The organism is Alkalicoccus halolimnae, from assembly GCF_008014775.2.
GTDB classification, from domain to species: domain Bacteria; phylum Bacillota; class Bacilli; order Bacillales; family Salisediminibacteriaceae; genus Alkalicoccus; species Alkalicoccus halolimnae.
This window is the reverse complement of record NZ_CP144914.1, coordinates 1506778-1531856: the sequence shown is the minus strand read 5'-3', so window position 1 is coordinate 1531856 and position 25079 is coordinate 1506778. Positions and strand designations below refer to the sequence as shown.

26 protein-coding genes are annotated in these 25079 nt (G+C 41.8%); 11 read left to right on the top strand and 15 right to left on the bottom strand.

From position 1 onward, the window contains the following. Positions 1-81: 81 nt before the first annotated feature. Genes FTX54_RS06875 through FTX54_RS06840 form a run of 8 tightly spaced genes read right to left on the bottom strand, consistent with a single transcriptional unit; the run spans position 82 to position 5102 of the window. The gene (locus FTX54_RS06875; RefSeq protein WP_147802961.1) at positions 82-813 is read right to left on the bottom strand and encodes a class I SAM-dependent DNA methyltransferase; all 732 of its coding nucleotides are present in this window, start codon (positions 811-813) and stop codon (positions 82-84) included. 12 nt (positions 814-825) lie between these two features. Then, complete coding sequence (rsfS, locus tag FTX54_RS06870; RefSeq protein WP_147802962.1) at positions 826-1179, bottom strand: ribosome silencing factor; 354 nt, start codon at positions 1177-1179, stop codon at positions 826-828. Further along, positions 1172-1756: a bis(5'-nucleosyl)-tetraphosphatase (symmetrical) YqeK gene (gene yqeK, locus FTX54_RS06865; protein WP_147802963.1), complete on the bottom strand. Its 585-nt coding sequence runs from the start codon at positions 1754-1756 to the stop codon at positions 1172-1174. Before yqeK ends, rsfS begins: the two co-directional genes overlap by 8 nt. Continuing rightward, the gene (gene nadD / locus FTX54_RS06860; RefSeq protein ID WP_147802964.1) at positions 1749-2327 is read right to left on the bottom strand and encodes a nicotinate (nicotinamide) nucleotide adenylyltransferase; all 579 of its coding nucleotides are present in this window, start codon (positions 2325-2327) and stop codon (positions 1749-1751) included. Before nadD ends, yqeK begins: the two co-directional genes overlap by 8 nt. 13 nt (positions 2328-2340) lie before the next feature. After that, complete coding sequence (gene yhbY / locus FTX54_RS06855; RefSeq protein WP_147802965.1) at positions 2341-2634, bottom strand: ribosome assembly RNA-binding protein YhbY; 294 nt, start codon at positions 2632-2634, stop codon at positions 2341-2343. 7 nt (positions 2635-2641) lie between these two features. Beyond that, positions 2642-3478 (bottom strand): shikimate dehydrogenase, encoded by an 837-nt coding sequence (gene aroE, locus FTX54_RS06850; protein WP_147802966.1) that lies wholly within the window; start codon positions 3476-3478, stop codon positions 2642-2644. A gap of 14 nt (positions 3479-3492) precedes the next feature. After that, the gene (yqeH, locus tag FTX54_RS06845) at positions 3493-4599 is read right to left on the bottom strand and encodes a ribosome biogenesis GTPase YqeH (RefSeq protein ID WP_147802967.1); all 1107 of its coding nucleotides are present in this window, start codon (positions 4597-4599) and stop codon (positions 3493-3495) included. Continuing rightward, positions 4584-5102 carry a YqeG family HAD IIIA-type phosphatase gene (locus tag FTX54_RS06840; protein WP_147802968.1) on the bottom strand — a complete coding sequence of 173 codons (519 nt, stop codon included), beginning with the start codon at positions 5100-5102 and terminating at the stop codon, positions 4584-4586. Before FTX54_RS06840 ends, yqeH begins: the two co-directional genes overlap by 16 nt. Positions 5103-5502: 400 nt before the next feature. Here FTX54_RS06840 and FTX54_RS06835 point away from each other — a divergent pair, with 400 nt between their 5' ends. From FTX54_RS06835 to mnhG, 7 genes are read left to right on the top strand one after another with little or no spacing between them, the layout of a single operon-like run. Continuing rightward, a complete protein-coding gene (locus FTX54_RS06835; protein ID WP_147802969.1) occupies positions 5503-7926 on the top strand; it encodes a Na+/H+ antiporter subunit A in 2424 nt (807 codons plus the stop codon). Beyond that, positions 7923-8348, top strand: coding sequence for a Na(+)/H(+) antiporter subunit B (locus tag FTX54_RS06830; RefSeq protein ID WP_147802970.1), 426 nt, complete (start codon positions 7923-7925; stop codon positions 8346-8348). The genes FTX54_RS06835 and FTX54_RS06830 overlap by 4 nt, the downstream gene beginning before the upstream one ends. After that, complete coding sequence (locus FTX54_RS06825) at positions 8348-8686, top strand: Na(+)/H(+) antiporter subunit C (RefSeq protein WP_147802971.1); 339 nt, start codon at positions 8348-8350, stop codon at positions 8684-8686. Before FTX54_RS06830 ends, FTX54_RS06825 begins: the two co-directional genes overlap by 1 nt. Then, positions 8679-10163, top strand: a complete 1485-nt coding sequence (locus FTX54_RS06820; protein WP_147802972.1) for a Na+/H+ antiporter subunit D — start codon at positions 8679-8681, stop codon at positions 10161-10163. The genes FTX54_RS06825 and FTX54_RS06820 overlap by 8 nt, the downstream gene beginning before the upstream one ends. Before the next feature lie 3 nt (positions 10164-10166). Further along, the gene (locus FTX54_RS06815; protein ID WP_147802973.1) at positions 10167-10643 is read left to right on the top strand and encodes a Na+/H+ antiporter subunit E; all 477 of its coding nucleotides are present in this window, start codon (positions 10167-10169) and stop codon (positions 10641-10643) included. After that, entirely contained in the window at positions 10644-10916 is a 273-nt protein-coding gene (locus tag FTX54_RS06810) for a Na(+)/H(+) antiporter subunit F1 (protein WP_147802974.1), read from the top strand. It abuts the gene before it with no gap. After that, positions 10909-11265, top strand: coding sequence for a monovalent cation/H(+) antiporter subunit G (gene mnhG, locus FTX54_RS06805; protein WP_147803139.1), 357 nt, complete (start codon positions 10909-10911; stop codon positions 11263-11265). Before FTX54_RS06810 ends, mnhG begins: the two co-directional genes overlap by 8 nt. Positions 11266-11378: 113 nt before the next feature. On the opposite strand, the gene asd is transcribed toward mnhG, so the two are convergent. Further along, complete coding sequence (gene asd, locus FTX54_RS06800; protein ID WP_147802975.1) at positions 11379-12173, bottom strand: archaetidylserine decarboxylase; 795 nt, start codon at positions 12171-12173, stop codon at positions 11379-11381. 254 nt (positions 12174-12427) lie between these two features. Here asd and FTX54_RS06795 point away from each other — a divergent pair, with 254 nt between their 5' ends. Next, positions 12428-15016, top strand: coding sequence for a CBS domain-containing protein (locus FTX54_RS06795; RefSeq protein ID WP_147802976.1), 2589 nt, complete (start codon positions 12428-12430; stop codon positions 15014-15016). Between the two features lie 116 nt (positions 15017-15132). Next, positions 15133-15846, top strand: coding sequence for a purine-nucleoside phosphorylase (gene deoD, locus FTX54_RS06790; protein ID WP_147802977.1), 714 nt, complete (start codon positions 15133-15135; stop codon positions 15844-15846). Between the two features lie 282 nt (positions 15847-16128). On the opposite strand, the gene FTX54_RS06785 is transcribed toward deoD, so the two are convergent. Further along, on the bottom strand, positions 16129-17118 hold the full coding sequence (locus FTX54_RS06785) for a lipoate--protein ligase (RefSeq protein WP_147802978.1): 990 nt from the start codon (positions 17116-17118) through the stop codon (positions 16129-16131). A gap of 266 nt (positions 17119-17384) precedes the next feature. Between FTX54_RS06785 and FTX54_RS06780 the strand changes: the two genes are divergently transcribed. After that, a complete protein-coding gene (locus FTX54_RS06780; RefSeq protein ID WP_147802979.1) occupies positions 17385-18209 on the top strand; it encodes an aldo/keto reductase in 825 nt (274 codons plus the stop codon). Positions 18210-18255: 46 nt separating this feature from the next. Here the strand turns inward: FTX54_RS06780 and dapF are convergent, their stop codons facing one another. From dapF to FTX54_RS06765, 4 genes are all read right to left on the bottom strand, one after another. After that, positions 18256-19224, bottom strand: coding sequence for a diaminopimelate epimerase (dapF, locus tag FTX54_RS06775; protein ID WP_147802980.1), 969 nt, complete (start codon positions 19222-19224; stop codon positions 18256-18258). A gap of 76 nt (positions 19225-19300) precedes the next feature. Beyond that, complete coding sequence (locus tag FTX54_RS06770; RefSeq protein WP_147802981.1) at positions 19301-20284, bottom strand: aldo/keto reductase; 984 nt, start codon at positions 20282-20284, stop codon at positions 19301-19303. Positions 20285-20558: 274 nt separating this feature from the next. Beyond that, entirely contained in the window at positions 20559-20843 is a 285-nt protein-coding gene (locus tag FTX54_RS16815; RefSeq protein ID WP_422387419.1) for a HesB-like (seleno)protein, read from the bottom strand. A gap of 75 nt (positions 20844-20918) precedes the next feature. Further along, positions 20919-21836: a metal ABC transporter solute-binding protein, Zn/Mn family gene (locus FTX54_RS06765; RefSeq protein WP_147802982.1), complete on the bottom strand. Its 918-nt coding sequence runs from the start codon at positions 21834-21836 to the stop codon at positions 20919-20921. Between the two features lie 801 nt (positions 21837-22637). Here FTX54_RS06765 and FTX54_RS06760 point away from each other — a divergent pair. Beyond that, complete coding sequence (locus FTX54_RS06760; protein ID WP_187254478.1) at positions 22638-24596, top strand: S9 family peptidase; 1959 nt, start codon at positions 22638-22640, stop codon at positions 24594-24596. Between the two features lie 83 nt (positions 24597-24679). Here FTX54_RS06760 and FTX54_RS06755 read toward each other — a convergent pair whose 3' ends face one another. Continuing rightward, on the bottom strand, positions 24680-24925 hold the full coding sequence (locus FTX54_RS06755) for an HPr family phosphocarrier protein (RefSeq protein ID WP_147802984.1): 246 nt from the start codon (positions 24923-24925) through the stop codon (positions 24680-24682). Positions 24926-25079 lie beyond the last annotated feature (154 nt).

Here is a 25079-nt window from a genome sequence, read left to right as displayed (position 1 = left end):
TCTTAATAAAAGCTTACCGCTTTGACGGTAATTGAGGTAGGTTTGAAACATAATTATACTGCAGCATTTCAAATTTATCCACTATTTTTTTACAGCTTTGAAGAAAATTCTTTCGTCATGCTCTGTTACTTTCGAGCCTCCGAAATCCCCTGAAATCTCGATGGAATAAAAGCCTGCTTCAATGAGACATTTTTCATAAAATGATGGAGAAAAAGTTCTCTGATATATATCTTCATCTTTACGAAGATAATGTCCTGCGTCCTGTTTCACAAAAAATGTAAGTTGATGATGGACGCTCAATGGTTCCTCTCCAGGCTCACAAAACCATAGATACGAGACGGAGGATCGGTCTTCCCCATAAAGCTGATTATCGAAAATGTGCTCAAGCTTGAATGGTGAATGGACATCGAATAAAAATACCCCATCCTTTTTTAAACTTTCAGCTGCGCATCGAAATGTGTCTTTTATGTCTTTTTCAAAAGGCAGATAATTCAGCCCGTCACAATAAAGAGTCACAGCATCCAGATTTTCAAAACCAGTCAGTTTCGTCATATCCTGTTTGAAAAAACGGGACTTGTTTTTTCTCTCCCTTGCTTTTTGTTCTGCAATTACAAGCATATCTTCCGAAATGTCAACACCTGAAACCTGAAAACCTTCCTCTTCCAATAAGAGTGTAAGAGTCCCTGTGCCGCAGCCAACATCCAGGACCCTGCTTCCTTTTGAGAGATGTTGTGAAGTGAATTTTACCCACTTTTCGTAAGGGGCATCCTCCATCAGCATGTCATATAATGAGGCGAAATGTTCTTCCTGCATGGTCACCGCCTCTTATCCTAATACTTCTTCTGTATCAATTATAGGAGCATCTCCCCACAATTTTTCAAGCTGATAATAATCTCTGTCTTCCTTATGAAAAACATGGACGACAACGTCATCAAGATCAATTAGAACCCACCTGGCTTCTTTAAGACCTTCCAGGCGCTTCACATCAAATCCCGCTTCTGAAGCTTTATTTTTAATCTCTCTTGCTATTGCCTCCACCTGCGTTTCGGAATTTCCGTGACAAATAACAAAATAATCAGCTATAGAAGAAATTCCTTCCATATTTAACGTTTTAATCTGCTGAGCATTTTTTTCATCGGCAGCACGGACAGTAATATCCAGTAATTGTCTGCTATTCATTAATAATATCTTCCTTTCTTCTAATTGCTAAATCGTTGTACGCCTCAAACGTATCAGGATAAATCGGCCATCGTTTTTCCGATAAAAAAGAAATAGTTTGAGAAAGAACAGTAAGGCATGCCTCATCCAGGCTCTTTTCAGCTTTTTTTCTAGCTGTTTCAGCTCCTGAAAAAGTCCGTCCCGGCTCAATATAGTCCGCTAAAAAAACAATTTTCTGTTCCAGCGTCATATTTCGTTTGCCCGTTGTATGCACAGCGATAATTTCAAGAATTTCTCTATCTTTTACTTCAAGCTCTTCTTCTACAAAAACAGCTCCTACAAAGGAATGAAGCAGTTCATCACCAAAAAGCTGAAGATTATCCGGCAGTTTATCTGAGCTGCTGACCTTGTTCCTCATTTCCTCAGCAGGGCGGTATTTAGCATAATCATGCAGAATTGCAGCGAGACGTATTTTGTTCCTGTTACCTCCGTAAAGACTGCAAAGCTGGTCGGCAGTTTCAAGTACGCGCACCGTATGCTCATATCTTACCGGTTTCAGAGCGTCTTTTACTGCCTTTAAAGCATGTGCTTCATTCATAAAGTCGATGCTCCTTAATATAATCATTTACTTCATTTATGACGAGGAATTTATTCCATGTCCCCCGGTTAACGCCCTCTCTTATTTCAGAAGAAGAGATACTAAGCTCAAAACGATCAATAAAATCCAGTTTTATAAAATCCTCTTTTTTAACTATTGCTTTTTCAGAGCCCGGTCTTTTCATTACTATAAAGGGAATCATATGCTGCAGTTCTTCATACCTTGCCCACAAATGAAAGTTCTCAAAGCTGTCTCCACCCATGATGAAGTGAAATTGAATATCTGGCATTTCCTCTTTTAAGGCTAAAAGCGTATCCGCAGTATAAGACGGGCCGTTTCTCTCCATTTCTTTTAAGCATAAAGCAAAAGAGGGAGATAATCGAACCATCTGCTCTACCATTTCAATTCTCTGCTTTTCCGTTGTATCTGTTTTTTCCTTATGTGGAGGAATTTTGTTCGGCATCCACCAGATTTCTTCAAGACCGCAATGCAGCCTTGCTTCTTCTGCCATAATTAGATGACCGATATGGGGTGGATCGAACGTTCCGCCGAGAAGGCCGATTTTTTTCATAAACTCTTACTCCTTATTCCGGCAGTTCGATTTGTTTATTTTCCGATGATTCCTTATATAATATGACTGTATTTCCGATGATCTGGACGATATGAGCGTCTGCTCCCTCGGCTAATTCCGAAGCTGTTTGGTCGTTGTCGTCAAAATTATTTTGTAGAATACTAACTTTTATAATTTCTCTTGCTTCGAGAGCATCATTCACCTGTTTGACGAGGTTTTCATTTACTCCCCCTTTACCAACCTGAAGAATAGCCTTATGATTGTGCGCTTCTTTGCGCAGATATCGCTTCTGTTTACCTGATAACATGAGCTGTTTACACCTCTCTTAATTTTTCAGTTACGGTACGTTCCATTATTTTCACCGGTGCCTGGACTCCTGTCCATAGTTCGAATGAAAGTGCTCCCTGGTGCACGAACATTCCTACACCATTTAATGTCTCAGCACCTTTTTTATCTGCTTCTTTTAGAAATCTTGTTTTCCAGGGATTATAGATTAAATCACTGACGAGTGTCCGGGAAGCCAGCTTTTCAAGTGAAATCGGCATCTGACCTGTGCCGGGTGCCATTCCTACAGAAGTAGAATTGATAACGACGTCAAATTCCATGAGGCTCGCCTGTGCTGTCCCGAGAGACAATGCCCGGGTCTCTCCACCACAGTCTTCCGCAAGAGCTTCAGCGGATGCAACCGTCCGGTTCGCTATAGTAAGCTGCTTCACCCCTTTATGGGCAAGGGTAACAGCTACAGCTCTGCCGGCTCCTCCAGCCCCTATAAGCAGGACACGCGTTTCCCGGAAGGGCTTTCTGAGTCTCGACTGCAGAGAGCGGAGATAGCCTTCACCGTCTGTATTATAACCTATAAGCTTATTCTGTTTTTTATCGTTAACAATTGTGTTAACTGCCCCTATTCTTTTCGCAGTTTCATCCAGTTCATCCACATATTTCATTACTTCGATTTTATGGGGCACGGTAACGTTTACTCCGTTAATTCCAAGACCTCTTATTCCTTTTACCGCATCTTCGAGATTTTCTTGCTTTACATTGAATGAAACGTAGGATGCACTTATTCCGGTGTCTCTGTAGGCAGAGGTATGCATAAGGGGGGAAAGAGTGTGGCCTATAGGATCTCCGATAACGCCAAATACTTGTGTCATATAATTATCCTCCCTTAAAATATTGAATCACGCATCGTCACATGAATGCCATCCGGCACATGAGTGCGAATTACGCTTCCCTCTCCACTAATCGTAATCCATCCGAGTCCGGGAAAAACAATATCGATCTTTCCGGAAGGGATTTTCCATTCTTTCATATTGAATGGCGGAAAAGAAGAAAAATCTTCTTCAGAAGGCGGAGATAGAAGCCTGCCGGCATGGTTAGTATAAAGTTCATCTGCTTTCTCCAGTTTGGTTCGATGGATATGGATGTCATTTGACATATAGACAATAAAAGACTGCTGTGCACCTTCTATAAAATCAATTCGTCCCATTGCACCGAAAAAAAGTGTCTGGGAAGGCTGCAGCTGAAATATTATCGGTTTAACTTCTTTTTTAGGAGTAATGATTTTCAAGTCCTTTTTTGATAATAAATGGGATAGTTGATTGTGATTAATAATGCCGGGGGTGTCATAGAGGACGCTGCCGTCATCAAGCGGCACATCAATCATATCCAGAGTCGTCCCGGGGATATTGGACGTTGTAATCATCGCTTCATCTTCTGCACCAAATTCCCTAAGCAGTTTATTGATAAAAGTGGACTTACCTACATTCGTACATCCAACGACATAAACGTCCCCGCTGTTCCGGTATTTTTCTATTGTGTCGGCCGTTTCCAATACAGCTTCTCCAGTTTCTGCACTCATTAAAGTGACATCCACCGGCTTCAAACCATATTCTTTCGCCTGTTTTTTCATCCATTGAATAACCTTACTGCGCTTCACTGACTTCGGAAGCAGGTCTACTTTGTTGCCGACAAGCAGGACGGGATTGCCTCCTGTGAATCGGTGCATGCCATCGAGCCAGCTTCCATCAAAGTCGAAAAGGTCCACAACTTTAACAATTAATGCTTTCTGACTGCCAAGCTGATTCAACATCCGCAGAAAATCGTCATCAGTCAGAGAAACATCCTGAACCTCGTTGTAATGTTTCAGCCGGAAACATCTCTGACAGATCACTACATCTCTTTTTAAAGCAGATTCCGGTGTATAACCGGTTTCCCCCTCTTTTTCCGTTTGTATTTCCACACCGCATCCGGCGCATATCATTCTCTCTCCCATTCAATTAACCCCTTTCGTTTCATCGCCTTAAATACCCGGCGTTCGATCGCTCTGTTGAACTTAGTAAGTATACCATCGGTTTCAGCCACTGGAACGACGAGAATTGTCTGAAATCCTGCACGGTTTCCACCGAGAATATCTGTGAGCAGCTGGTCCCCCAGAACTACGACTTCAGAGTGCTTTAAATTCATTAATCTGCATGCTGCCTTGAATGCTTTACTGAAAGGTTTTTTCGCACTGTGAATAAACGTCAAGCCGTGAGGTGAGGCAAATGTATGAACTCTTTTTTCGTTATTATTGGAAACGATCACTACTTCAAATCCTTCTTCACGAAGTCTTTCAAACCACGTAAGAAGTTTTTCTGTAGCATCTTTTCTGTCCCATTCTACCAGCGTATTATCCAGATCGGTAATGATTCCTTTTACGCCCCGTTTTCTTAATTCTTCCGTTTCAATATCATAGACGGACTGAACATATTGATCTGGTATGAACTTTTTAAGCATTGGCTTCCTCCATTTCTGCTCATCACATAATACATTTATTGTATCAATCATTTCAAACGAAACAACAAAAACAGGTAAATTTCTTAAAAGGAATCCGCTTGTTACGACATTTTTCGCGGATGATCAAAAAAATTTTATTCATTTTTGATGAGTTTCTTCATATATATAAGTTTAAAATAGTTCTCCTAAGCATAGTGTCAAAGGATGCAACTGCCTGTCATTTATATTATAATTTACTTTGTCACTCAAACAGGTGCATTTTCTGACTATTATTTGATAAAGAAGAAAGGAAGCAGCGTGCTTCCTTTCTTCTTTCCATGAAAGTGTTAAATGGATATCAGGGAGTATCAAATCAGGATACGATCATTAATACTTAATTTTATAGAGGAGGGTATTTCCGTTGTCTACGCTACATTTTGTTGCACTAGCACCATTTATTATGGCAATTATTATTCCATTTTGTTATTTTAAATTTCGTAATATCCATACTGGATGGTTCGTGCTCCCCCTGCCGCTTATTTTATTCATCTATCTGCTGACATTTATCCCTTTTGACGGGCAGTTGTTTCAGCCGGTAGAGCATGCCGTTCCCTGGGTCCCTTCTCTTGATATTTACTTTACAGTTTATCTGGACGGACTGAGTCTCCTGTTTGCACTCCTTATTACAGGGATAGGAGCTCTAGTGGTGCTTTATTCTATTTATTACATTGCGAATAAGAATAATGAACCGCTGCATAATTTTTACGTATATTTACTTATGTTTATGGGAGCCATGCTCGGTGTGGTTCTATCTGACAATCTGATTGTTCTGTATGTATTCTGGGAACTTACCAGCCTGGCTTCTTCATTACTAATAGCCTATTGGTTCCACAAAGAAAAATCCCGTTACGGAGCTCAGAAGTCTATGCTGATAACTGTTTCAGGCGGATTTGCTATGCTGGCAGGTTTTTCCCTGCTCTATGTACTGGCAGGTTCATTCAGCATCCGCGAAATTGTTTCTGCTGCAGACTCTATCGCAGGAGAGCCTCTGTTTTTAGCAGCGATGATTTTAATCCTGCTTGGAGCTTTCACTAAATCAGCACAATTCCCATTCCACATCTGGCTTCCTGATGCCATGGAAGCACCGACTCCGGTCAGTGCTTATCTTCACTCCGCTACTATGGTAAAAGCCGGAATCTATTTGGTAGCAAGAATGACACCTGTTTTTGGAACATCTGCCGAATGGTTTTGGATTTTAATCATATTTGGACTCACTACTTTGACTTGGGGTTCCATTTCCGCAATAAGACAGACGGATCTGAAGGGTATTCTGGCTTTTTCCACAGTCAGTCAGCTCGGACTTATAATGTCACTTCTCGGAATGAGTTCCGCTGCTCTGCATTACGACATTGTTAATACAGAAACGTTATACACGACAGCTGCAATGGCTGCTGTATTACATTTAATTAACCATGCCACCTTTAAGGGAAGCCTGTTCATGGCCGTTGGGATTATTGATCATGAAACAGGAACAAGAGACATTAGAAAACTGGGCGGACTAATGGCTATTATGCCTGTCACTTTTACAATTTCTCTTATCGGTTTGGCGTCGATGGCCGGGCTGCCGCCTTTCAACGGCTTTCTAAGTAAAGAGCTTTTCTTTACGGCCTCTTTAAATGTTGCCAGTCTCGATATTTTCAATCTCGAAACTCTCGGGTTCTTTATTCCAGTAGTGGCCTGGATTGCCAGTGTATTCACTTTTGTTTACAGTATGCTTATTTTTACGAAAACATTCACAGGCGAATTTAAACCGGACAATTACTCCAAACACGTTCATGAGGCTCCTGCCGGGCTGTTAATTTCTCCTATAATTCTCGGAGTCCTCGTCATTGTTTTTGGGTTTTTTCCGAACATGCTCGCATATACGATTATTGAGCCTACTATGCAGTCCATACTCCCGGGTCTTACCTCAGGGGATGACCAATTTTACATTAATATCTACCATTGGCACGGGCTGAACGCAGAAATTATGATGACGATTGCTGTTATCTTTATCGGGGCAGCCATTGCTTTGAATTTAAAAAAATGGCAGACGAGCTTTTTCTTTGCCCGGGAACGGGATCCGCTTAACTACGTTTACGACGGGGCACTTGATCAGCTTGTAATTCGTTCCCAGCAGATTACCAGAGCTCAGATGACAGGTCGGTTAAGTGACTATATGCTCTATATGGTCATTTTTATCAGCTCACTCGGGCTGTGGACATTTTTCCGCTATGATGCCCTGGCCATCGACTTGTCCGGAGACCAGTCCATCCCTGCTTATATGATGGTATTGACGTTTGTACTGCTGGCGGCAACATTGGCTTTGCCATTCATCACGCACCGCGTAACAAATATAGCCTTATTAGGTGTTGTAGGTTTCTTGATAGCTGCCCTGTTCGTTGTGTTCAGAGCACCCGATCTGGCACTTACGCAGCTGCTTGTTGAGACAGTGATGGTAGTTCTCTTCCTGCTGGCTTATAAACACCTGCCGGAGATTAAAAAAGAATCAAAAAATAAAGGTTCACACCTTATTAAAGGGGTGGTTGCGGCATCAGTAGGTGTATTTGTTATCATTACCAGTTTATCCGTTCATGCCCTTCGCAATGATTCGGACATCACGCCAATCTCAGATTTCTTTATAGAAAATTCCAAATCATTGGCCGGCGGCTATAACATGGTTAACGTCATTCTTGTTGACTTCCGGGGGCTCGATACGCTCCTTGAAGTACTCGTACTTGCTATTGCAGCACTTGGTGTGGTCACTTTGATCAAACACAAAATGCATGGAGGTGAGGATGTATGAAGACGAACTTTTTAATGCTCCATACAATAACCAGAATTGTCTCGTTTATCGTCCTTTCCTTTTCGGTCTATCTCTTTTTTGCCGGACACAACGCTCCCGGTGGAGGTTTCATAGGAGGACTCATGCTGGCTACCGCTCTGATCCTGCTCTACGTCTCTTTTGATCTTGATTCAATTAAAAAAGTGCTGCCCTTTGACTATACGGTCATAATTGGAATCGGCCTATTGCTGGCGATACTCACCGGTTTAAACAGCCTTCTTTTTGGAGATGCTTTTTTAACCCAGTATTTTGATTATTTTCAATGGCCCTTTTTCGGGGAAGTGGAATTGACAACAGCCCTCCCTTTTGACCTGGGAATTCTCATGGTAGTTGTAGGGGTCGCCTTGTTAATTATTCTATCTATCGCAGAGGATGTTTCATAATGGAAATACTCATGATATTCACTTCAGGAATCATCATTGCCGTTGCCACGTACCTTTTTATGACAAGAAGTATTCTGCGCGTCGTATTTGGAGTTGTTATGCTCTCTCACGGAGTGCACCTGCTGATTCTGACCTTAGCAGGTCTGGAAACAGGGGCTCCTCCGCTGCTGACAGAGGAAGCGGCAGCTTATACAGATCCTCTTCCGCAGGCTGTTATTCTTACAGCAATTGTAATCAGCTTCGGCGTGTCAGCTTTTTTACTAGTTTTATCTTATCGAACGTATAAAGAACACGATACTGACGATCTAGAAGAATTGAGAGGTAATCCAAATGAATAATATTATACTTCTTCCAGTTCTTATACCTTTTATAGCAGGAGCTGTGCTGATTCTGTTCAAAAATCATACAGCTGCCCAGCGGATTGCCAGTGCCGCAGTAGTACTGCTTATGCTCGCAAGCTCCATATTTTTGATTGTCAGCGTCTATCAGAATGGTGTTTTGACAGTAGAACTCGGTAACTGGTCTGCTCCGTTTGGAATTGTTCTCGTAGCCGATTTATTTGCTACTCTTATGGTTTTATTAAGCAGTATAGTAGGCGTTGCCTGCCTGTTTTTCTCCTTTCAGACGCTTTCAAAGGAAAGAGAAAAGTTTTTCTTTTACCCATTCTATTTCTTTCTTTTAACAGGTGTTAACGGTGCATTCTTAACTGGAGATTTGTTTAACCTGTTTGTATTTTTTGAGGTCATGCTTATTTCTTCTTATGTATTAATAGTCTTTGGAGGAACAAAGTATCAGCTCCGCGAATCTTATAAATATGTAGTAATAAATATTTTCGCTTCCGGATTATTTCTAATAGCCATTGCTTTTATATACGGGCTGACCGGAACGCTGAATATGGCCCACATTGCTGTGCAGATAGAACAGCTTGAACAGCAGGGCGTAATTAATGCCGCCGCAATATTACTGCTGATTGTTTTTGGTATGAAAGGGGCGTTGTTCCCCCTATATTTCTGGCTTCCAAAATCCTATTACGGACCCCCTGCTGCTATTGCTGCATTATTTGGAGGGCTGCTTACTAAAGTAGGGATTTACGCGATAATAAGAACCTTTACGCTTATTTTCGTCCATGATATAGGTTTCACTCATAACATCATTCTGGCACTTGCCGGCTTAACGATGTTTTTCGGGGTCCTTGGAGCTGTGTCACAATTTGATTTTAAACGTATTCTTTCCTATCACATTATCAGCCAGGTAGGTTATATGGTTATGGGACTTGGGCTTTTCACCCCACTGGCTTTAGCCGGTGCTATTTATTATATTGCCCACCACATAATCGTCAAATCTGCCCTGTTTCTTTTTGCGGGGGCGACACAGAAAATTACAGGTACGACTGACCTGAAGAAAATGAGTGGGTTATTGAGTACCCATCCTGCACTGGCCTGGCTTTTTTTCATATCAGCTATATCGCTTGCAGGCATTCCTCCTCTCAGCGGTTTCTTCAGTAAATTTCCGCTCATACTTTCTGGTATTGAGCAGGGAAGGTACGTCATCGTAGCTGTCAGTCTGCTTGTAGGGCTGCTTACACTGTTTTCCATGATGAAAATTTTCATTTATGTGTTCTGGGGAGGAGCTTCCATGGAAAAAGAAGATTACAAGCATGTGAAACTTATGCCGCTGCTTCTGCCAATTGTGCCGCTCGTAGCTCTTACGATTGGTCTAGGTCTGTTTGCAGAGCCTATCTTTGTCTTCTCTGAAACGGTAGCAGACGAAATACTCGAGCCGTCGATTTATATCGATGCCGTACTGGGGGAATAAATTATGCAATTTCAAATTTTAATTAATATCGTTATTGCGGTTATCTGGATGTTCCTTCAAAATGAGTTCTCATTCGTTCAATTTTTTGTAGGTTACGTAGTCGGCCTGCTGATGCTTTTCTTCTTAAGACGCTTTTTGAGATTTGATTTCTATTTTCGTAAAGTATATGCTTTCTTCAAATTAATCATGCTTTTTATATACAAACTGATTCTCGCTAACTACGATGTAGTAAAAATCATCATTAAACCAAAGATGAATATTCAGCCCGGTATAATTGCGGTTCCGACGAGCCTGAAAACTGACTGGGAGAAAACTCTGCTTGCCAACCTCATTTCTCTTACACCAGGTACTCTTACTATGAATTTTTCAGAAGACGGGCAGACGTTTTATGTTCATTCGATTCATGTTCCGGACAAAGACGCAGCTATTAAAGAAATTCATGAATCGTTTGAACGAGCTATTTTGGAGGTGACGAAATAAGTGATAGAGATCGTTAGTCAAATTACATTAGTTCTGCTTACTCTTTCCATTCTCTTATGTACGTTCCGCCTCGTTAAAGGGCCTTCCATGGCTGACAGAGTTGTAGCGCTGGATACAATCGGCCTTAACCTCATAGGCTTTATAGGCCTCGTCATGATCCTCCAGGAGACTGTTCTTTTCGCGGAGGCCCTCTTAATTATTGCTATACTGGCTTTCATCAGTACGATCTCTTTCGCGAAGTTCCTGGAAGGAGGCGTCGTCATTGATCGTTGAAATTATAATTAGTATTTTTCTTCTGACTGGAGGGATCTTAAGCTTTCTTGGCTCTATTGGCATCATCCGTTTTCCTGATGTTTACGGCCGGCTCCATTCCGCAACAAAAAGTGCTACACTTGGTGTCATCGGAATTCTGCTCGGAACATTTCTGTTCTTTTTGATTTTGCACGACCTGTTCATCGGGAAGATTCTTTTAGGTATAATTTTCGTCTTTCTAACAGCGCCTGTAGGAGCATTTATGATTTCGAGAACCGCTTATAATACCGGCATAAAATTGTGGGATAAATCTGTACAGGATGATTTAAAAACAGATATCGAAAAAGAAAAACAAAAAAACCGGCAGTAAGGCTCATCGGCTTTCTGCCGGTTTTTATTTGTTTCCACTATTAAAAGCGCCAGCTGTGTTCGTTGTTGTTCTAATGCCTGATTTCCCAGCAGCTCCGCAGGCCGACGGCTTACCTAATCACTTTTTTCTCCCCTGTCAGCTGTCAGACCAAATACTTCCCCCTGCCTTAGGAAAGCCCCCTCTTCTTTATTTAAGGCAATTCTTCCCGGTTCAAATAAAACTATTACAGATGATCCAAAACTAAAACCTGCAAATTCTTCTCCCTTTTCAACCTGGCTGTTCAAATGAGTATAATAAACACTGTTCACATTCAGCGCCCCAACTTTAACAATACAAACGTACCCAAAAGCAGTGGAGATTTCAGTTATCAAACGATAATTTGAAGCGAGAGGCTGGACACCAAATTTAAACGCCAGTGAGTTAACAGGTTCAGAATATTCTCCCAGAGCCCAGCGGGAAATTACTTTACCATCAAGCGGGGAATGTATGCGGTGGTAATCCTGCGGAGACAAATAAAAAACTCCAAAAGTTCCCCCGCTGTATCGATTTACTTTATCTTCACGGCGCAGCAGCGTGTATAAATCATGAACTTTCCCCTTAACTGTGAAAGTATCTTGTGCTTCAATGTTTCCAGCGGCAGTTAAGTAACCATCTACAGGACTGACAACACTATTTTTAACAGGGGAAACCGGCCGGCTGTTTTCTTTTAAAGACCTGGAAAAAAACTCCTGAAGCGTTTTATATTCTTCGATTGGTTTTCCCGCTTCTGCAATATTAATACCATATGTATTGGAAAATCTGCGGATGAATGGTTTGCTCCAGCAGCTCGACGCAAAGCCTTTAAGAACAGAAGTGTAGAAAGGATTATGCGTGAGATCCATAATAAGCCTGTACGTTTCTTTTTTCATTTTATTTCCACCTTTTTTATTTCGCAGTTGTTATATTTGATATAATATTAAACATCTTAATTATGAAGATTCAGCTTCTTCATTGTATCAAATCATTTTCATAACTGGATACAAAAAATAATCTCTTGTTCTTATAATTTTAACTTGGAAAACATTTCTTTTTTTATTTCGCTGAAAACTCTCTAACGGACGGAAGCAAAATTTTCACGAATAAAACGTTTACGGACAAAGTTTATTAGAAAGAAGGGTCTTCCATGCAGGTTATACTTTCCCACAATAATCTCGATTTTGATGCTCTGGCCTCTATGATCGCAGCTGGAAAACTTCATCCTGAGGCGGTCCCGGTGCTTCCTTCCCGAGCGACATCTGAAGTCGAACACTTTATTACGATTTACAAAAACATTTTCCCTTTTCTCCGCCCTCACGAATGTGAATGGGATAACGTCGAAAGTATAATTTTAGTGGATACTTCCTACATTGACAAGCAGCTCCCCGACCGTCTCCATCTGCTGCCGGCTATTATCTATGACCATCACGTGGATCAGGTGCCTGATTCCCCCAGTATTACCATCTATGAATGTGAAGCTGTAGGTGCAACGATTACCCTGCTGTCCGAACATTTAAAAAAGAATAAGCAGCCGCTCAGTCCTCTCGAAGCTACCGTATTTGCGCTTGGCCTTTATTCAGACACAGAATCTTTTACTCTTCCCGGAACTACTGCCCGGGACCTCGAAGCCGGCGCTTTTTTTCTTCACCAGGGAGCTAATTTAAAAGTAGTTGATCAATTTCGTGAAGTTCCTCTAACAAGCGACCAGCAGCACCTTTTCCAAAAGCTTCTGGAAGAAAGTGAAATTCATACCGTTCATGGAATTGAATTGATGACTGCTTTTCTGGACCAGGAGCATTATACCGGCCACCTTGCCCATATAACGAGAAAGCTGCTGCAGATTTCCGGACTCGATGGCGTAATAGCTGCAGTCCGCATGGGGAAAAAAGTTTTTGTTACTTCGAGAGCTCAGACAGAGCAGGTGGATTTCAGGCCGCTGATGAGTACTCTTGGCGGAGGAGGACATGCCCAGGCTGCTTCGGCTTCTTCAAAAGACAGTACACTTGACGACGTTCGCAGAATAATCGAGGAGAATCTGGAAACAATCGTAAAACCAGCTCTTACAGCACGGGATTTAATGACTTCTCCAGTGCGCGTAATTGCCCCCGAAACAACCGTCGAAACTGCATCAAAGATGCTGTACCGTTACGGACACAGCGGATTTCCTGTAGCAGAAAATGAAAAATTAACCGGCATTATATCAAGAAGGGATATTGATAAAGCACTTCACCATGGTCTGGGGCATGCCCCTGTCAAGGGCTTCATGCAGCGGGATCCTTTCTGGATTAAATCTGACACTCGTCTGGAAACTATCCGTTCGCTTATGATGGAAGAACAGATCGGCCGTCTGCCTGTATTGAAAGACGATAAAATGATTGGTATCGTCTCCAGAACCGACCTGATAGAAGCTATGCATGGTCCAAATGTGATTGAAAGCCGCAGGGAAGCAGCTGCTCCTGTTAAACGCCAGGTAACCAATACAATGGAACGAATGCTTGCACCGCAAATTCTTCAGCTTTTAAAAATGATACAAAAAAAATGCGAAGATATGCAGATGCGCGCTTATTTAATCGGCGGAATCGTGCGAGATATGTTTTTGAACATTCCCAATGAGGATCTCGATATTGTCGTTGAAGGGGATGCTATAAAAGTGGCTGAACAGCTGCAGATAGAATATGGAGGAAAGGTCAGAGCCCACGAGATTTTCCGGACAGCTACATGGTCCCACAGTTCAGGCTGTAAAATAGACCTGACCAGTGCCCGCACAGAATATTACGATTTTCCGGCCGCGCTTCCAGATGTGGAACCTTCTACAATTAAAGAAGACCTTTTCAGGCGCGATTTCACTGTGAACACCCTTGCTGTATCACTAAATAAAAATTCCTATGGAGAACTCACTGATTATTTTCAGGGATTAAAAGACATTTACGCAAAAAGATTAAAGGTTCTTTATAATTTAAGTTTTGTAGAAGACCCGACACGTATATTGAGAGCTCTCCGCTTTGAAGCACGGTTTGGTTTCAGGATGGATCCTCAGACAAAATACCTCGCAGAAGAAAATATGGAGCTGCTGGCTTCTGTTTCCTATGCGAGACTTGCCGATGAGCTCTCAAGGCTGTTTCTTCACTCAGACCCTAGAATAGGGGCTGAGCGGCTGATAGCTTTTTCCGTAAGTTCCCGGCTTTTTTCCGAAACGATTCCTTCTGAGACCACTTCCAGGAGAATCAGGCGCCTTTACTGTTACGAAAAGCTCATGGAAAAAGCAGAAGTGATTTTCCCTTCCAGCAAATGGATGGGCTATTTGATTCAATTTCTCCCTTCCGATGTAAGCCTAGTTAAAAAAACTGCAGCTTACGGCCTGAACAAGCAGGATAAACGGACTGCCGAGACCTGGGTAAAATGGATGGAGAATGAAAGCATGGGTAAATGGAGCAAAATGAATGATTCTCAGCTGCACCGTGAATTAGTTCACTTTGAAGCTTTCGTATTAGTACCTTTTATCAACGCGTTCGCACCTAAGGCTACCCGTCAAAAACTTTCCCGCTATTTGTACCGCAGGGAAACTATTACGAGCTGGCTTACTGGAAAGGATCTAATTGAATCAGGGTTTAAACCGGACACTTGCTTTTCAGCAATGCTTTTTGAGGCTGAACTTCTCAAAATGCAGAATCCTGGAATATCAAAATCTTCCCTGATAGAAGAAGTCCGCCCGCTGTACGTCGGACGGACAAAATAAATATCGAGATACTAGTGGACGTCCTCACCTGAAGCAATTTCATATGCGCTTTGCGCACTTCTCCACCATATGTTAAATTTAAAGGTGATACTTACGTTTAAGAGGAGATGAATTAAATGAGTGTACACATTGGAGCAAATGAAGGAGATATTGCAGAAGCTATTCTGCTGCCAGGGGATCCGCTGCGTGCTAAATACATCGCAGATAATTTTCTGGAGAATGTTAAGCAGTATAATGATGTCCGGGGAATGTATGGTTTTACAGGTACATATAAAGGAGAGCCCGTTTCCGTGCAGGGAACAGGTATGGGTGTCCCATCTATTTCCATTTATGCCCACGAATTAATCAACAGCTACGGAGTTAAAAAATTGATTCGCGTAGGTACATGTGGAGCTATACAAAAAGACGTAAAGGTACGCGACGTCATTCTGGCGATGAGTGCTACGACAAATTCAGGTGTAAACCAGCGTTATTTTAACGGAATAGACTTTGCTCCTACTGCAGATTTCGGATTGTTAAAACAGGCATATGAAGGAGCTGTCAGTCAAGGACTGCAGGTGCAGGTAGGCAGTGTCTTTACGAGCGATGTTTTTTATAATGATGATGAAAATCTTATTCCTCAGCTGGCCCGCCACCAGGTCCTGGCTGTAGAGATGGAAACTTCCGCTCTTTATACTATTGCAGCAAGATTTGCTGTCCAGGCTCTTTCGGTACTGACTGTAAGCGACCATATTTTAACCGGAGAAGAAACCTCCTCGCAGGAACGTCAGGAAACCTTTAATGAAATGGTGCATGTCGCTCTTGCTGCCGCAGTTGATAGCAAATCATAAAGTTTACCGTAAGATATTGGGAAATATCATTTCACAACGGTGCTGTCTCCTTCGCCTGATCCTGGCGAGCTTTACGCTGCTCAGAAACTGACAGACTGATCATACAATCTATAAAAAAGAAGCAGAACGGATTTTATCCGCCCTGCTTCTTTTTTCGGCTTTTTTGATCATACTGTATATGTCTATTTCCTAACCCAGATCCGGAATTACTTCTTCCTTTCGCAGGCGTTCGGAAAGCCAAGTTCCCTTTTTTGCATATAGAAACACAGACTTTAACACTGCTTAATATATAAGCTCTATAAAATCTTCTCTGGATACCTCTCCGAAATAATAACTAAGATCCGTTTTGCTTAATGCTTCCTGCAGGGCTTTTTTTTCATAGGTCGTATCTTTCAGGAGGTTTTCCAGATCTTCGATTTCTCCCACTCCAAAAAAATCTCCGAAAATACGGCATTCGGTGATCTTTCCCTTTCCTACATTTAAACGGACATCTACCGTACCTGCTCCCTCAAAACGTTTTGACCTGTGAAGATCGAACTTGGGGTTTTTTCCATAATTCCAATCCCAGTTCTTATAACGTTCTGCAGAAAGTTCCTTTATTTCATCCCATTCATGGTCAGAAAACTTGTATGTTGGTATATTCCCATCTTTAAAAATGTAGCTTAAAATCATCTTCTTCAATTCTTCGACATTCATCTTTTCTTCTAAAAACTCGTTGATATTCGCCACCCGGGCCCGCACAGATTTAATCCCTTTGGAACGGATCTTTTCCTCGTTTACATTCAATGAATCCACAATGTTCTCCATTTCTACATCGAGCAGAAGGGTACCGTGGCTGAACATTTTTCCTTTCGTGGAATACTGGGCATTGCCTGAAATTTTTCTTTCCCCTACCTGTATATCATTTCTCCCGCTTAGTTCAGCATTTACCCCAAGCTCTTCCAGGGCTTCTATTACCGGCTGAGTAAACTTGGCATAATTGGAAAAGCTGTTTCCATCGTCCTTCGTCAGAAAACTAAAACTGAGATTGCCGAGATCCTGATAAACGGCCCCTCCTCCTGATAAACGCCGGACTACCTGAATATCATTATCATCAACGAATTTTTTATTGATTTCCTCATGTGTATTCTGATTCTTCCCTATTATAATACAGGGCTTGTTCACATAAAAAAGCAGGTAAGAGTCGTCCGTCGGAAGTTTCCTTAAAGCATATTCTTCCAAAGCTAAATTGATTCCCGGATCAGTTACATTTTCATTATCAATATAAATCATACAAAATCCTCCTTGAAAATTACTACTGTTATTTTATCATATCCGGCTTGACATGTTCTTCAGGATGGCCTGTAATTGAATACAGCATACTGGTATAGGCTGGGTTTCCTTTTTGATCTGCCTTTTTTGAGAAAGGGTTTTATCCGGGTTACCAAGTTCCATCAGAGAGTAATTCATCATCCTTTACCAATAGATCCTGTTTGTTAATAGCGCTTACGTATTATGTTATAATGTTTTATGCAAGCTACATTTAAGGAGGAGTTTTCATGCAGTATATAAAATTAAACAACGAAGTTGAAATGCCTCAGCTCGGATTTGGAGTCTGGCAGGTTGAAGATGAGGAAGCTACAGAAGCTGTTAAAGAAGCAGTACGGGTTGGATATCGTTCTATCGATACGGCTATGATTTATAAAAACGAAGCCGGTGTCGGACGTGCCCTTAAAGAAATAGACGTCCCCCGGGATGAATTGTTTATAACTACAAAAGTCTGGAATACAGATCAAGGATATGAAAACACTTTAAAAGCTTTTGATGAGAGTCTTGAACGTCTCGGCCTTGATTACGTGGACCTTTATTTAATTCACTGGCCTACTCCTGAGTACGACGACTATGTAGATACATATAAAGCGATGGAAAAGCTTTATAAAGAAGGTAAAGTTAAAGCTATCGGTGTCTGTAATTTTAACGAAGAGCACCTGCAGCGGCTTCTGGATGAGTGTGAAGTACCTCCTGCTGTAAACCAGGTGGAATGCCACCCATTTCTTGCTCAGGATGAATTAAAAAACTTCTGCCATAAGCACAATATTTTTGTGGAAGCATGGAGTCCGCTCATGCAGGGTGGAGAAGTTTTAAACCACCCAGTCGTTCAGGGTATTGCTGACGACCATGACAAAACAGGAGCTCAGGTTATTCTCCGCTGGCATCTGCAGAATAATTCGATTGTCATTCCAAAATCGGTAACTCCATCACGCATCAAGGAAAATTTTGATGTTTTTAATTTTGAACTGAGTGATGATGAGATGGAGCTTATTCATAATCTCGACCGTGGTATCCGTAAAGGGCCTAAACCTTCGGAAATGAACGTCCGTTAACCAAGCAGAAGGAGCAGTCTCATTTATTACAGAGACCGCTCCTTTTTTATGCCATCGTTTTTGCGTAGTCGGCCATTTTTTTATAAGCTGCTGTTTCCTCGGGAAAATCCTGTGTTTCAATCAGATCGGATTTTTCTGCATTATGAAAATCCAACTGCACACTGCCGCTGAATTCGTATGTCGCATTACCGCGGAGCTTAATAGAGTAAGACTCGTCTCCCCGTACTTCTGCTACTGTCTGCACCATTCCTCCAGGGTTTAATACTGTAATGACCTCGTTGAGCGGCTGGCGCCCGAGCAGGCAGCTGACAAGTGTTGCAGCAGACATAGCGGTTCCACAGGCATTTGTTAAACCTACTCCTCTTTCATAAGTTCTTACAAATATCGTACTTTCGTTAATAATTTTAACAAAGCTTACATTTGTACCATTCGGAAGAAGCTGTTTCAGTTCATTTGCTTTCTTTCCGACTGCTTTAACCTGCTCGTCGCTCACTTTCTCCACAATTGTAACGAGATGAGGATTTGGTACACTTAAAGCAGTAAAAGTGAGCTCCTTGTCAATTTCAGGTATGATAGTCTCTTTCCATGAGGCTTTTCCGGTTTGCAGAGGCAGTGATGCCGGATTTAGTGAAACCGGCTCGATTGCCACTTCAAACGTTTGAATACCTTCGTATACATCCGGTACTTTAGCTGCCGGAAGAATTGCTTTCATTGTTTCAATCATCAATGATTCTTTTTTCAGCTTCTCAATCGCATATCTGGCGACACACCGGAGTCCATTCCCGCACATTTCTGCTTCTGAGCCATCTGAATTAAACATTCGCATTTTAGCATCTGCATTACTGCTTCCTATAACAAAAAGGATACCGTCTGATCCAATAATGCTGTTTCTTCTGCTCAGCTGAATTGCTGCTTCTTTTCTTTCTTCCTCCGTAAATCGATATCCCTTCGTCCATTCATCAATGATTATAAAATCGTTACCCGAACCATGACATTTCAAAAATTCAATATTCATTTTATGCCTCCTTACAGCTCACCCTTTTAATCACGGCGTAGAATATTTCCGCCGGAAGTGACTGAGCCACTTCTGTTTATTTATATAACTGTACTTTCCAGGCTTCTTCAGAAATCTGCTCCAGCTCTTCTCCAGTAAGAGAAAAAGTCATCGCTCCTGCATTTTCTTCTGCCTGCTTCACTTTCGATGCTCCCGGTATTACAAATACCGCGCTTCCGTGGTAATTAATCATCCAGTTAAGTACAATCTGGCTTACGGTAACATTATATTGATCAGCATATTCCTTCAGTAAGGAGACAAGCGGTTCCGTTTTAGGCAATTGGTTTTCTTTGAATTTTCCCATCCACTTTCTTGGACCGGACGTTTTTTTAATCATTTCCGGATTATCATGATACTTACCAGATAGAAGTCCTTGTTCCAGCGGGGAATAAGCGATAACCGCGGTTTCCAGTTCTTTTGCTGCAGCCAGTAGTCCGTTCTTTTCGATACGTCTGTCGAGCAGGCTGTATTTCACCTGATTTGAAACGAGCGGAAGGTTATCCTCTGCTAAAACTGCATGAGCCTCTCTCATTTGTTTTTCATTAAAATTACTGACTCCAATATTGCGGACTTTGCCCTGCTTCTGAAGTTCTGCCATCGCTTTCATTTGATTTTTAATTGAGGAAACAGAAAACGGCTGGTGAATCTGGTACAGGTCAATCGGCCGCTGATTTAAAGCATCCTTACGTCTTTCAATCGTCTTTTCAATAGATGCAGCTTTTCTAAACAGAGGCCACCATTTAGTAGCTAGTTTCACTTCATCAAAACCTATGTTCCATTCATCAAGAGCGGCAGCCAGTACACGCTCTGAAGCACCATTCCCGTATACTTCCGCTGTATCAAACCAATCAATGCCATTCTCTATACTTACTTTAATTATTTGATTCATATCCTCATCTGCTAAGCTATCCCAATATTTACCTACTGCGTTGCTGCCTTTACTAAACTGCCAGCAGCCCAGACCGATTGGAGAAATTTCCATATCCGAACTGCCCAGCTTACGATTTGTTATTGTTTTCATAATAAGGCTTCCTTTCCTGTTATCTTCCCTGATTATAACTTGATATCAAGTTCTGAAATTCGCTGAAGTGCGAACAGTATGGAACACGAGCATGGTATCTGAAAAATTAATAGTTAACTAAATAGCGTTCAAAGCGGCATTATTAAGAATTAAATTTAAAAGCGTCATGACGCATAATCCCGTCATGACGCTCTAAAACAGACCACGAATTACCGTGCAGCCTGGCGCAGCCTGCCTCCCTTAAGGTACAGCCGCTTCTAACATTCTATTCATGCTAACAGCAGTCGCTGTCTCCGCCATTCATTACTAGACCTCCGCCATCAGCCGTCTGCTGAAAACCAAGTTCGATTCCGGATGCCTGTTCATGAATCATCTTTTCGAAAGCAACCTGTATGCCGTTAATTTCTTCAATTATATCTTCTTCTGCCGGCGCATCCAGCGCCAGACCCAGCTGGGGACCTCCTCAGCCCATTCCAGCAGCGAAAATTTTAATGTTTGCTGCATCGTGCTCGTTCATTAATCCTTCAATATACTGCTTTGCCTGATCAGTAATCTGCATTCTATTCACCTCTTAAGTTAATTTCTATTCGTATTTTACCAAGAAAGATAGAGAAAGACAACGACAATGCCTATACTACTCAGAAAGGCCCTCTGCAAAAGTTTCTGCATTATAACGCATCATATCAATATAACTGGAGGCTTCCGATCCTTCCACACCAACAGCATCTGTATAAACTTCTCCTGCAATTTCAAGAGAGGCATTATCTGCCACGGTTTCCATATAGCGTTTGTCAACAGTGGACTCCACGAACACGGCCGGGATATCCCGATCATTTAGTACATCAATAATCCGGTTAATCTGGCCTGTAGTTCCTTCTTCGTGCGAGTTGATATCCCATATTCCATCCGTATCCATGTTAAAATCTCTTCCAAAATACTTGAAAGCATTCTCACTTACGACTATCAGACGCTGTTCTTCTGGTATATCTGCAAGCATTTCTTCTATTTCAACTACCAGAGTATCTATTTCTTCCAGGTAGGCACGACCGTTTTCTTCGAACGTCTCTGCCCCTTCTGGATCCCGCTCGGAAAGGTCAGCCACGATATTATCTATATAAACTTCCGCATTTTTCGGACTCAGCCATGCATGAGGATCGGGTCCATCTTCCTGCTCCAGAGGAATTTCCTCCATTCCTTCTGTAACTTGGACTATTTCTGTATCAGCAGCATTATCAACGATCCGTTCCAGCCATGCTTCGAGATTCATCCCGTTTACATAAAAAACATCAGCATCGTTCACTTCCTGGAAGTTACTTGGTACAGGTTCATACTCGTGCGGTTCTTCTCCGATCGGGACAATATAATCGACAGTTCCACGATCTCCAACTACAGCCTCAGCCATGTCCCCAATAATAGAGAAGCTGGCTGTAACGTAGATCCCCTCTTCATTTGTTGAATTATTGGGATTTTCAGATTCTGTAGAAGAAGATTCTTCTCCACAAGCTGCAACCAGAAGCAGTGGCAGCGGCCAGAATAAGTTTGTCTTTTTCATTGATTCATACTCCTTTCATATTTCTTTAATTAATAATATGCGGTATCTTCAACATCAGCACATTAATTTATTTATCAATTTTCCTGCAGATAGGTTCAGATAAATATCCTGTTGATCTTTTCCGAAATTCAAATAATAATGGTTCTATTAAATATTTAGCTTAAACTATAAATGTTTCCCGAGACCAAACTATTCTGTAATTATAGTATTACTTAAAAGTTTTGTAAAGCAAATAATGTTTCCTTAAGGCAACATTATTTATAAAAATAGGCTCTACCGGCCCTCTTACAAAAAATTCTAAAACTACAGAATAGGAACTTAAATATTAAAGTTCTTACACCTTAACCTGTGTTCATCGTCTCCATAGTGGCGCAGAGACTGCCTCAGTTCATTCTGCCCTCCCTGCTGAACGGCTCTTCGCGCCCTCTGCCGCCCCCTGAAGTCGCTCTATTCCCTCTGCGAATCCCAAAAGAAGACACTCTTTTCTTATGACACAGGATGACGTCTTTTGCTGCGCCTGCAATATTTTCTATTCAGTAAACGAAAACCCTTCGTCATTCAGATGAAAAAGCAAGTTTGTTCAGTTCCTTTGTTGTGGCTATATGAATGGAATAAAGGAAGAAGAATTATTGTTTTCCTTTCGAACAACAAAGGGTACTAATGATTCACACCTTATATAAGAAGAAAATACTCGCTTCCTTTTGTTTGCATTTCCGAAGTATTTACCTCGACTACAATTAAATATTTCGTATTCCGAATTTTTTTGCTACGATGAAAATATACTTATTAGGAGGTTTTTATATGGATAAAAGACCGATCAAACGCTCTGACCTGGAAAATATACATACACTGCAGGACCCCGTATTTTCCCCGGATGCACAAAAAGTTGCATTTGTTCGTCAAAAAATTTCAGAGAGGTCGTACATTTCCCACCTGTTTGTACACGATGTAGCGGAATCTTCAACCTCTCAATGGACTTTTGGAAGCGGGACAGTAAGCAGTCCGCAGTATTCGCCCGATGGAAAATTTCTGGCTTTCGCCGGAAAAAAACAGGAAGATAACCATTCACAGCTGTTCCTAATTTCTACAAACGGAGGAGAGGCACACAAAATCACTGATCTTCCTGGAGGAGCTTCTCTGCCAATGTGGAATGAAAGCTCAGACGAACTTCTTTTCACTACGCTGGCAGATCCTGAAGACCCCCTTTCCCAAAAAGAAAATGACGATAAGGAAGATACCCCGATTGTCATAGAAAAACTTAAATATAAATCTGATGCTGCAGGCTTTTTTAGCAGCCAAAGAAAGCAGCTCGCTGTATATTCCATGGAAACAAAAAGAGCGGAAATCATAACTGAAGAAACGGAAGACCTACAGCCGGTATCGTGGAGTAAAGACGGAAATTGGATTATTTACCTTGCTAATAAAGAAGGTGATTTTTATGTCGGTTCTGATGTTTACCTGTTCAACAGGAAAAAGAATGAACATCAAAAAATCGCATCCGGGTCTTTTTCTCAGGCGGCTTTTTCCCCTGACGAAAGAAATATTGCACTGCTGGGCCACAAGAAGGAATTTCAGGGAGCTACCCAATCTCAATTATGGATATCCGATATTAACGGAACTAAGCTGGAGTGCCTGACTCAATCAGCAGATTTAAGTTTCACTGATTCGATGATTGGCGATGTGATCAGTGGAATGAACAGCTCCGGCCCCGTCTGGAGCAATGACGGAAAATGCCTTTTCGTGCAGGCAAGTTTTGAAGGCAGCACGCAGTTATATAAAGTTAATTTATCTGGTCACTTAGAGCCATTAACACAAGGAAACCAGCACGTTTTCACTTTCGCGGTCCACAGCGGTGGATCAATGATTACCGGCGTCAGCACTCCGGAAAACCCTGGAGAGTTTTATATTATGACTCCTGAACTATCAAAATGGCAGCAGAAGACGAAATTTCACGAAGGTTTCCTGAAAGAGGTAAGGGTTCGCAAAGCTGAAGAAATCCGCGTAAAAGCGGAAGATGGAATACAGATACAGGGATGGGTCATACAACCGGCAGATTCATTGGAAGAAAGTCCGGGACTGCTCGAGATCCACGGTGGTCCTCACGCTATGTATGGAAATACATTTTTTCACGAACTGCAGCTGTTTGCAGCAGAGGGCTATACCGTTTTTTACTGTAATCCGCGTGGAAGCTACGGATACGGTCAAAATTTCGTGAACGCTGTAAGAGGCGACTATGGAGGTAAAGATTATACGGATATTATGTCGTTTACTGATAAAGTGCTGGATACCTATCCACACATTAACGAAAACCGTCTTGGGGTAACCGGGGGGAGCTACGGTGGCTTTATGACCAACTGGATTACCGCTCACTCTGACAGGTTTCAGGCTGCTGCCACGCTCCGGTGTATTTCCAACTGGATCAGTTTTTACGGGGTAAGTGATATCGGATATTTCTTTACAGAATGGGAACTCGGAATAGATTTTCTCGAAAATACCGAAGAACTATGGAACTTTTCACCATTGAAGTATGTAAAGCAGATGAAGACCCCCCTCCTGATTATGCATGGAGAAAAAGATTACCGCTGCCCGGTTGAACAGGCTGAACAGCTTTATACGGCACTTAGAATGGCTGGACAGGAACCCCGGTTCGTAAGGTTTCCTGGTGCAAATCACGAGCTCTCCCGAAGCGGACCTCCTCTGCTTCGTCAAGCTCGCCTGCAGGAATTGACGGACTGGTTTAATACTCATCTGCAACACTGATATATCCTGCTGCCCTTTTGCTTTCTTCTAAAGTTAATCAAAAGGAGGCCCTCAACCATTGAGAGGCCTCCTTTTTGTTTCTGTTAATTTTTTTCGAAATATCCGAGCTCAATAAATGACTCAACCGCCTCTTGATCTACACCGTCTGAGAATTCAAGATGGATAATGTCTCCCGGATAAAGCGACAAGGCAAGTACGCCAAGCAGGCTTTTAGCGTCTACCACCCAATGATCTTTTTTAATTAAAACTCTTCCTTCATAAGCTGACAGACGATTTACAAATGTACTTGCACTTTCACCAAAAATAGGTTTTTTCACTTTTAAGTCCACGTAATCCCTCCCATGGTTTATTTGTTTTATTATAGCGGAAGTGTCGCCATTAGCCAAGTGAATTTCCCTAAGCTGTTAAAGTTTACTATTTTTTGATGTCGGCAGCTGCTCCAGCTTTTGAGATCGATTCTCCATATTGCCCCCCTTTATCCGA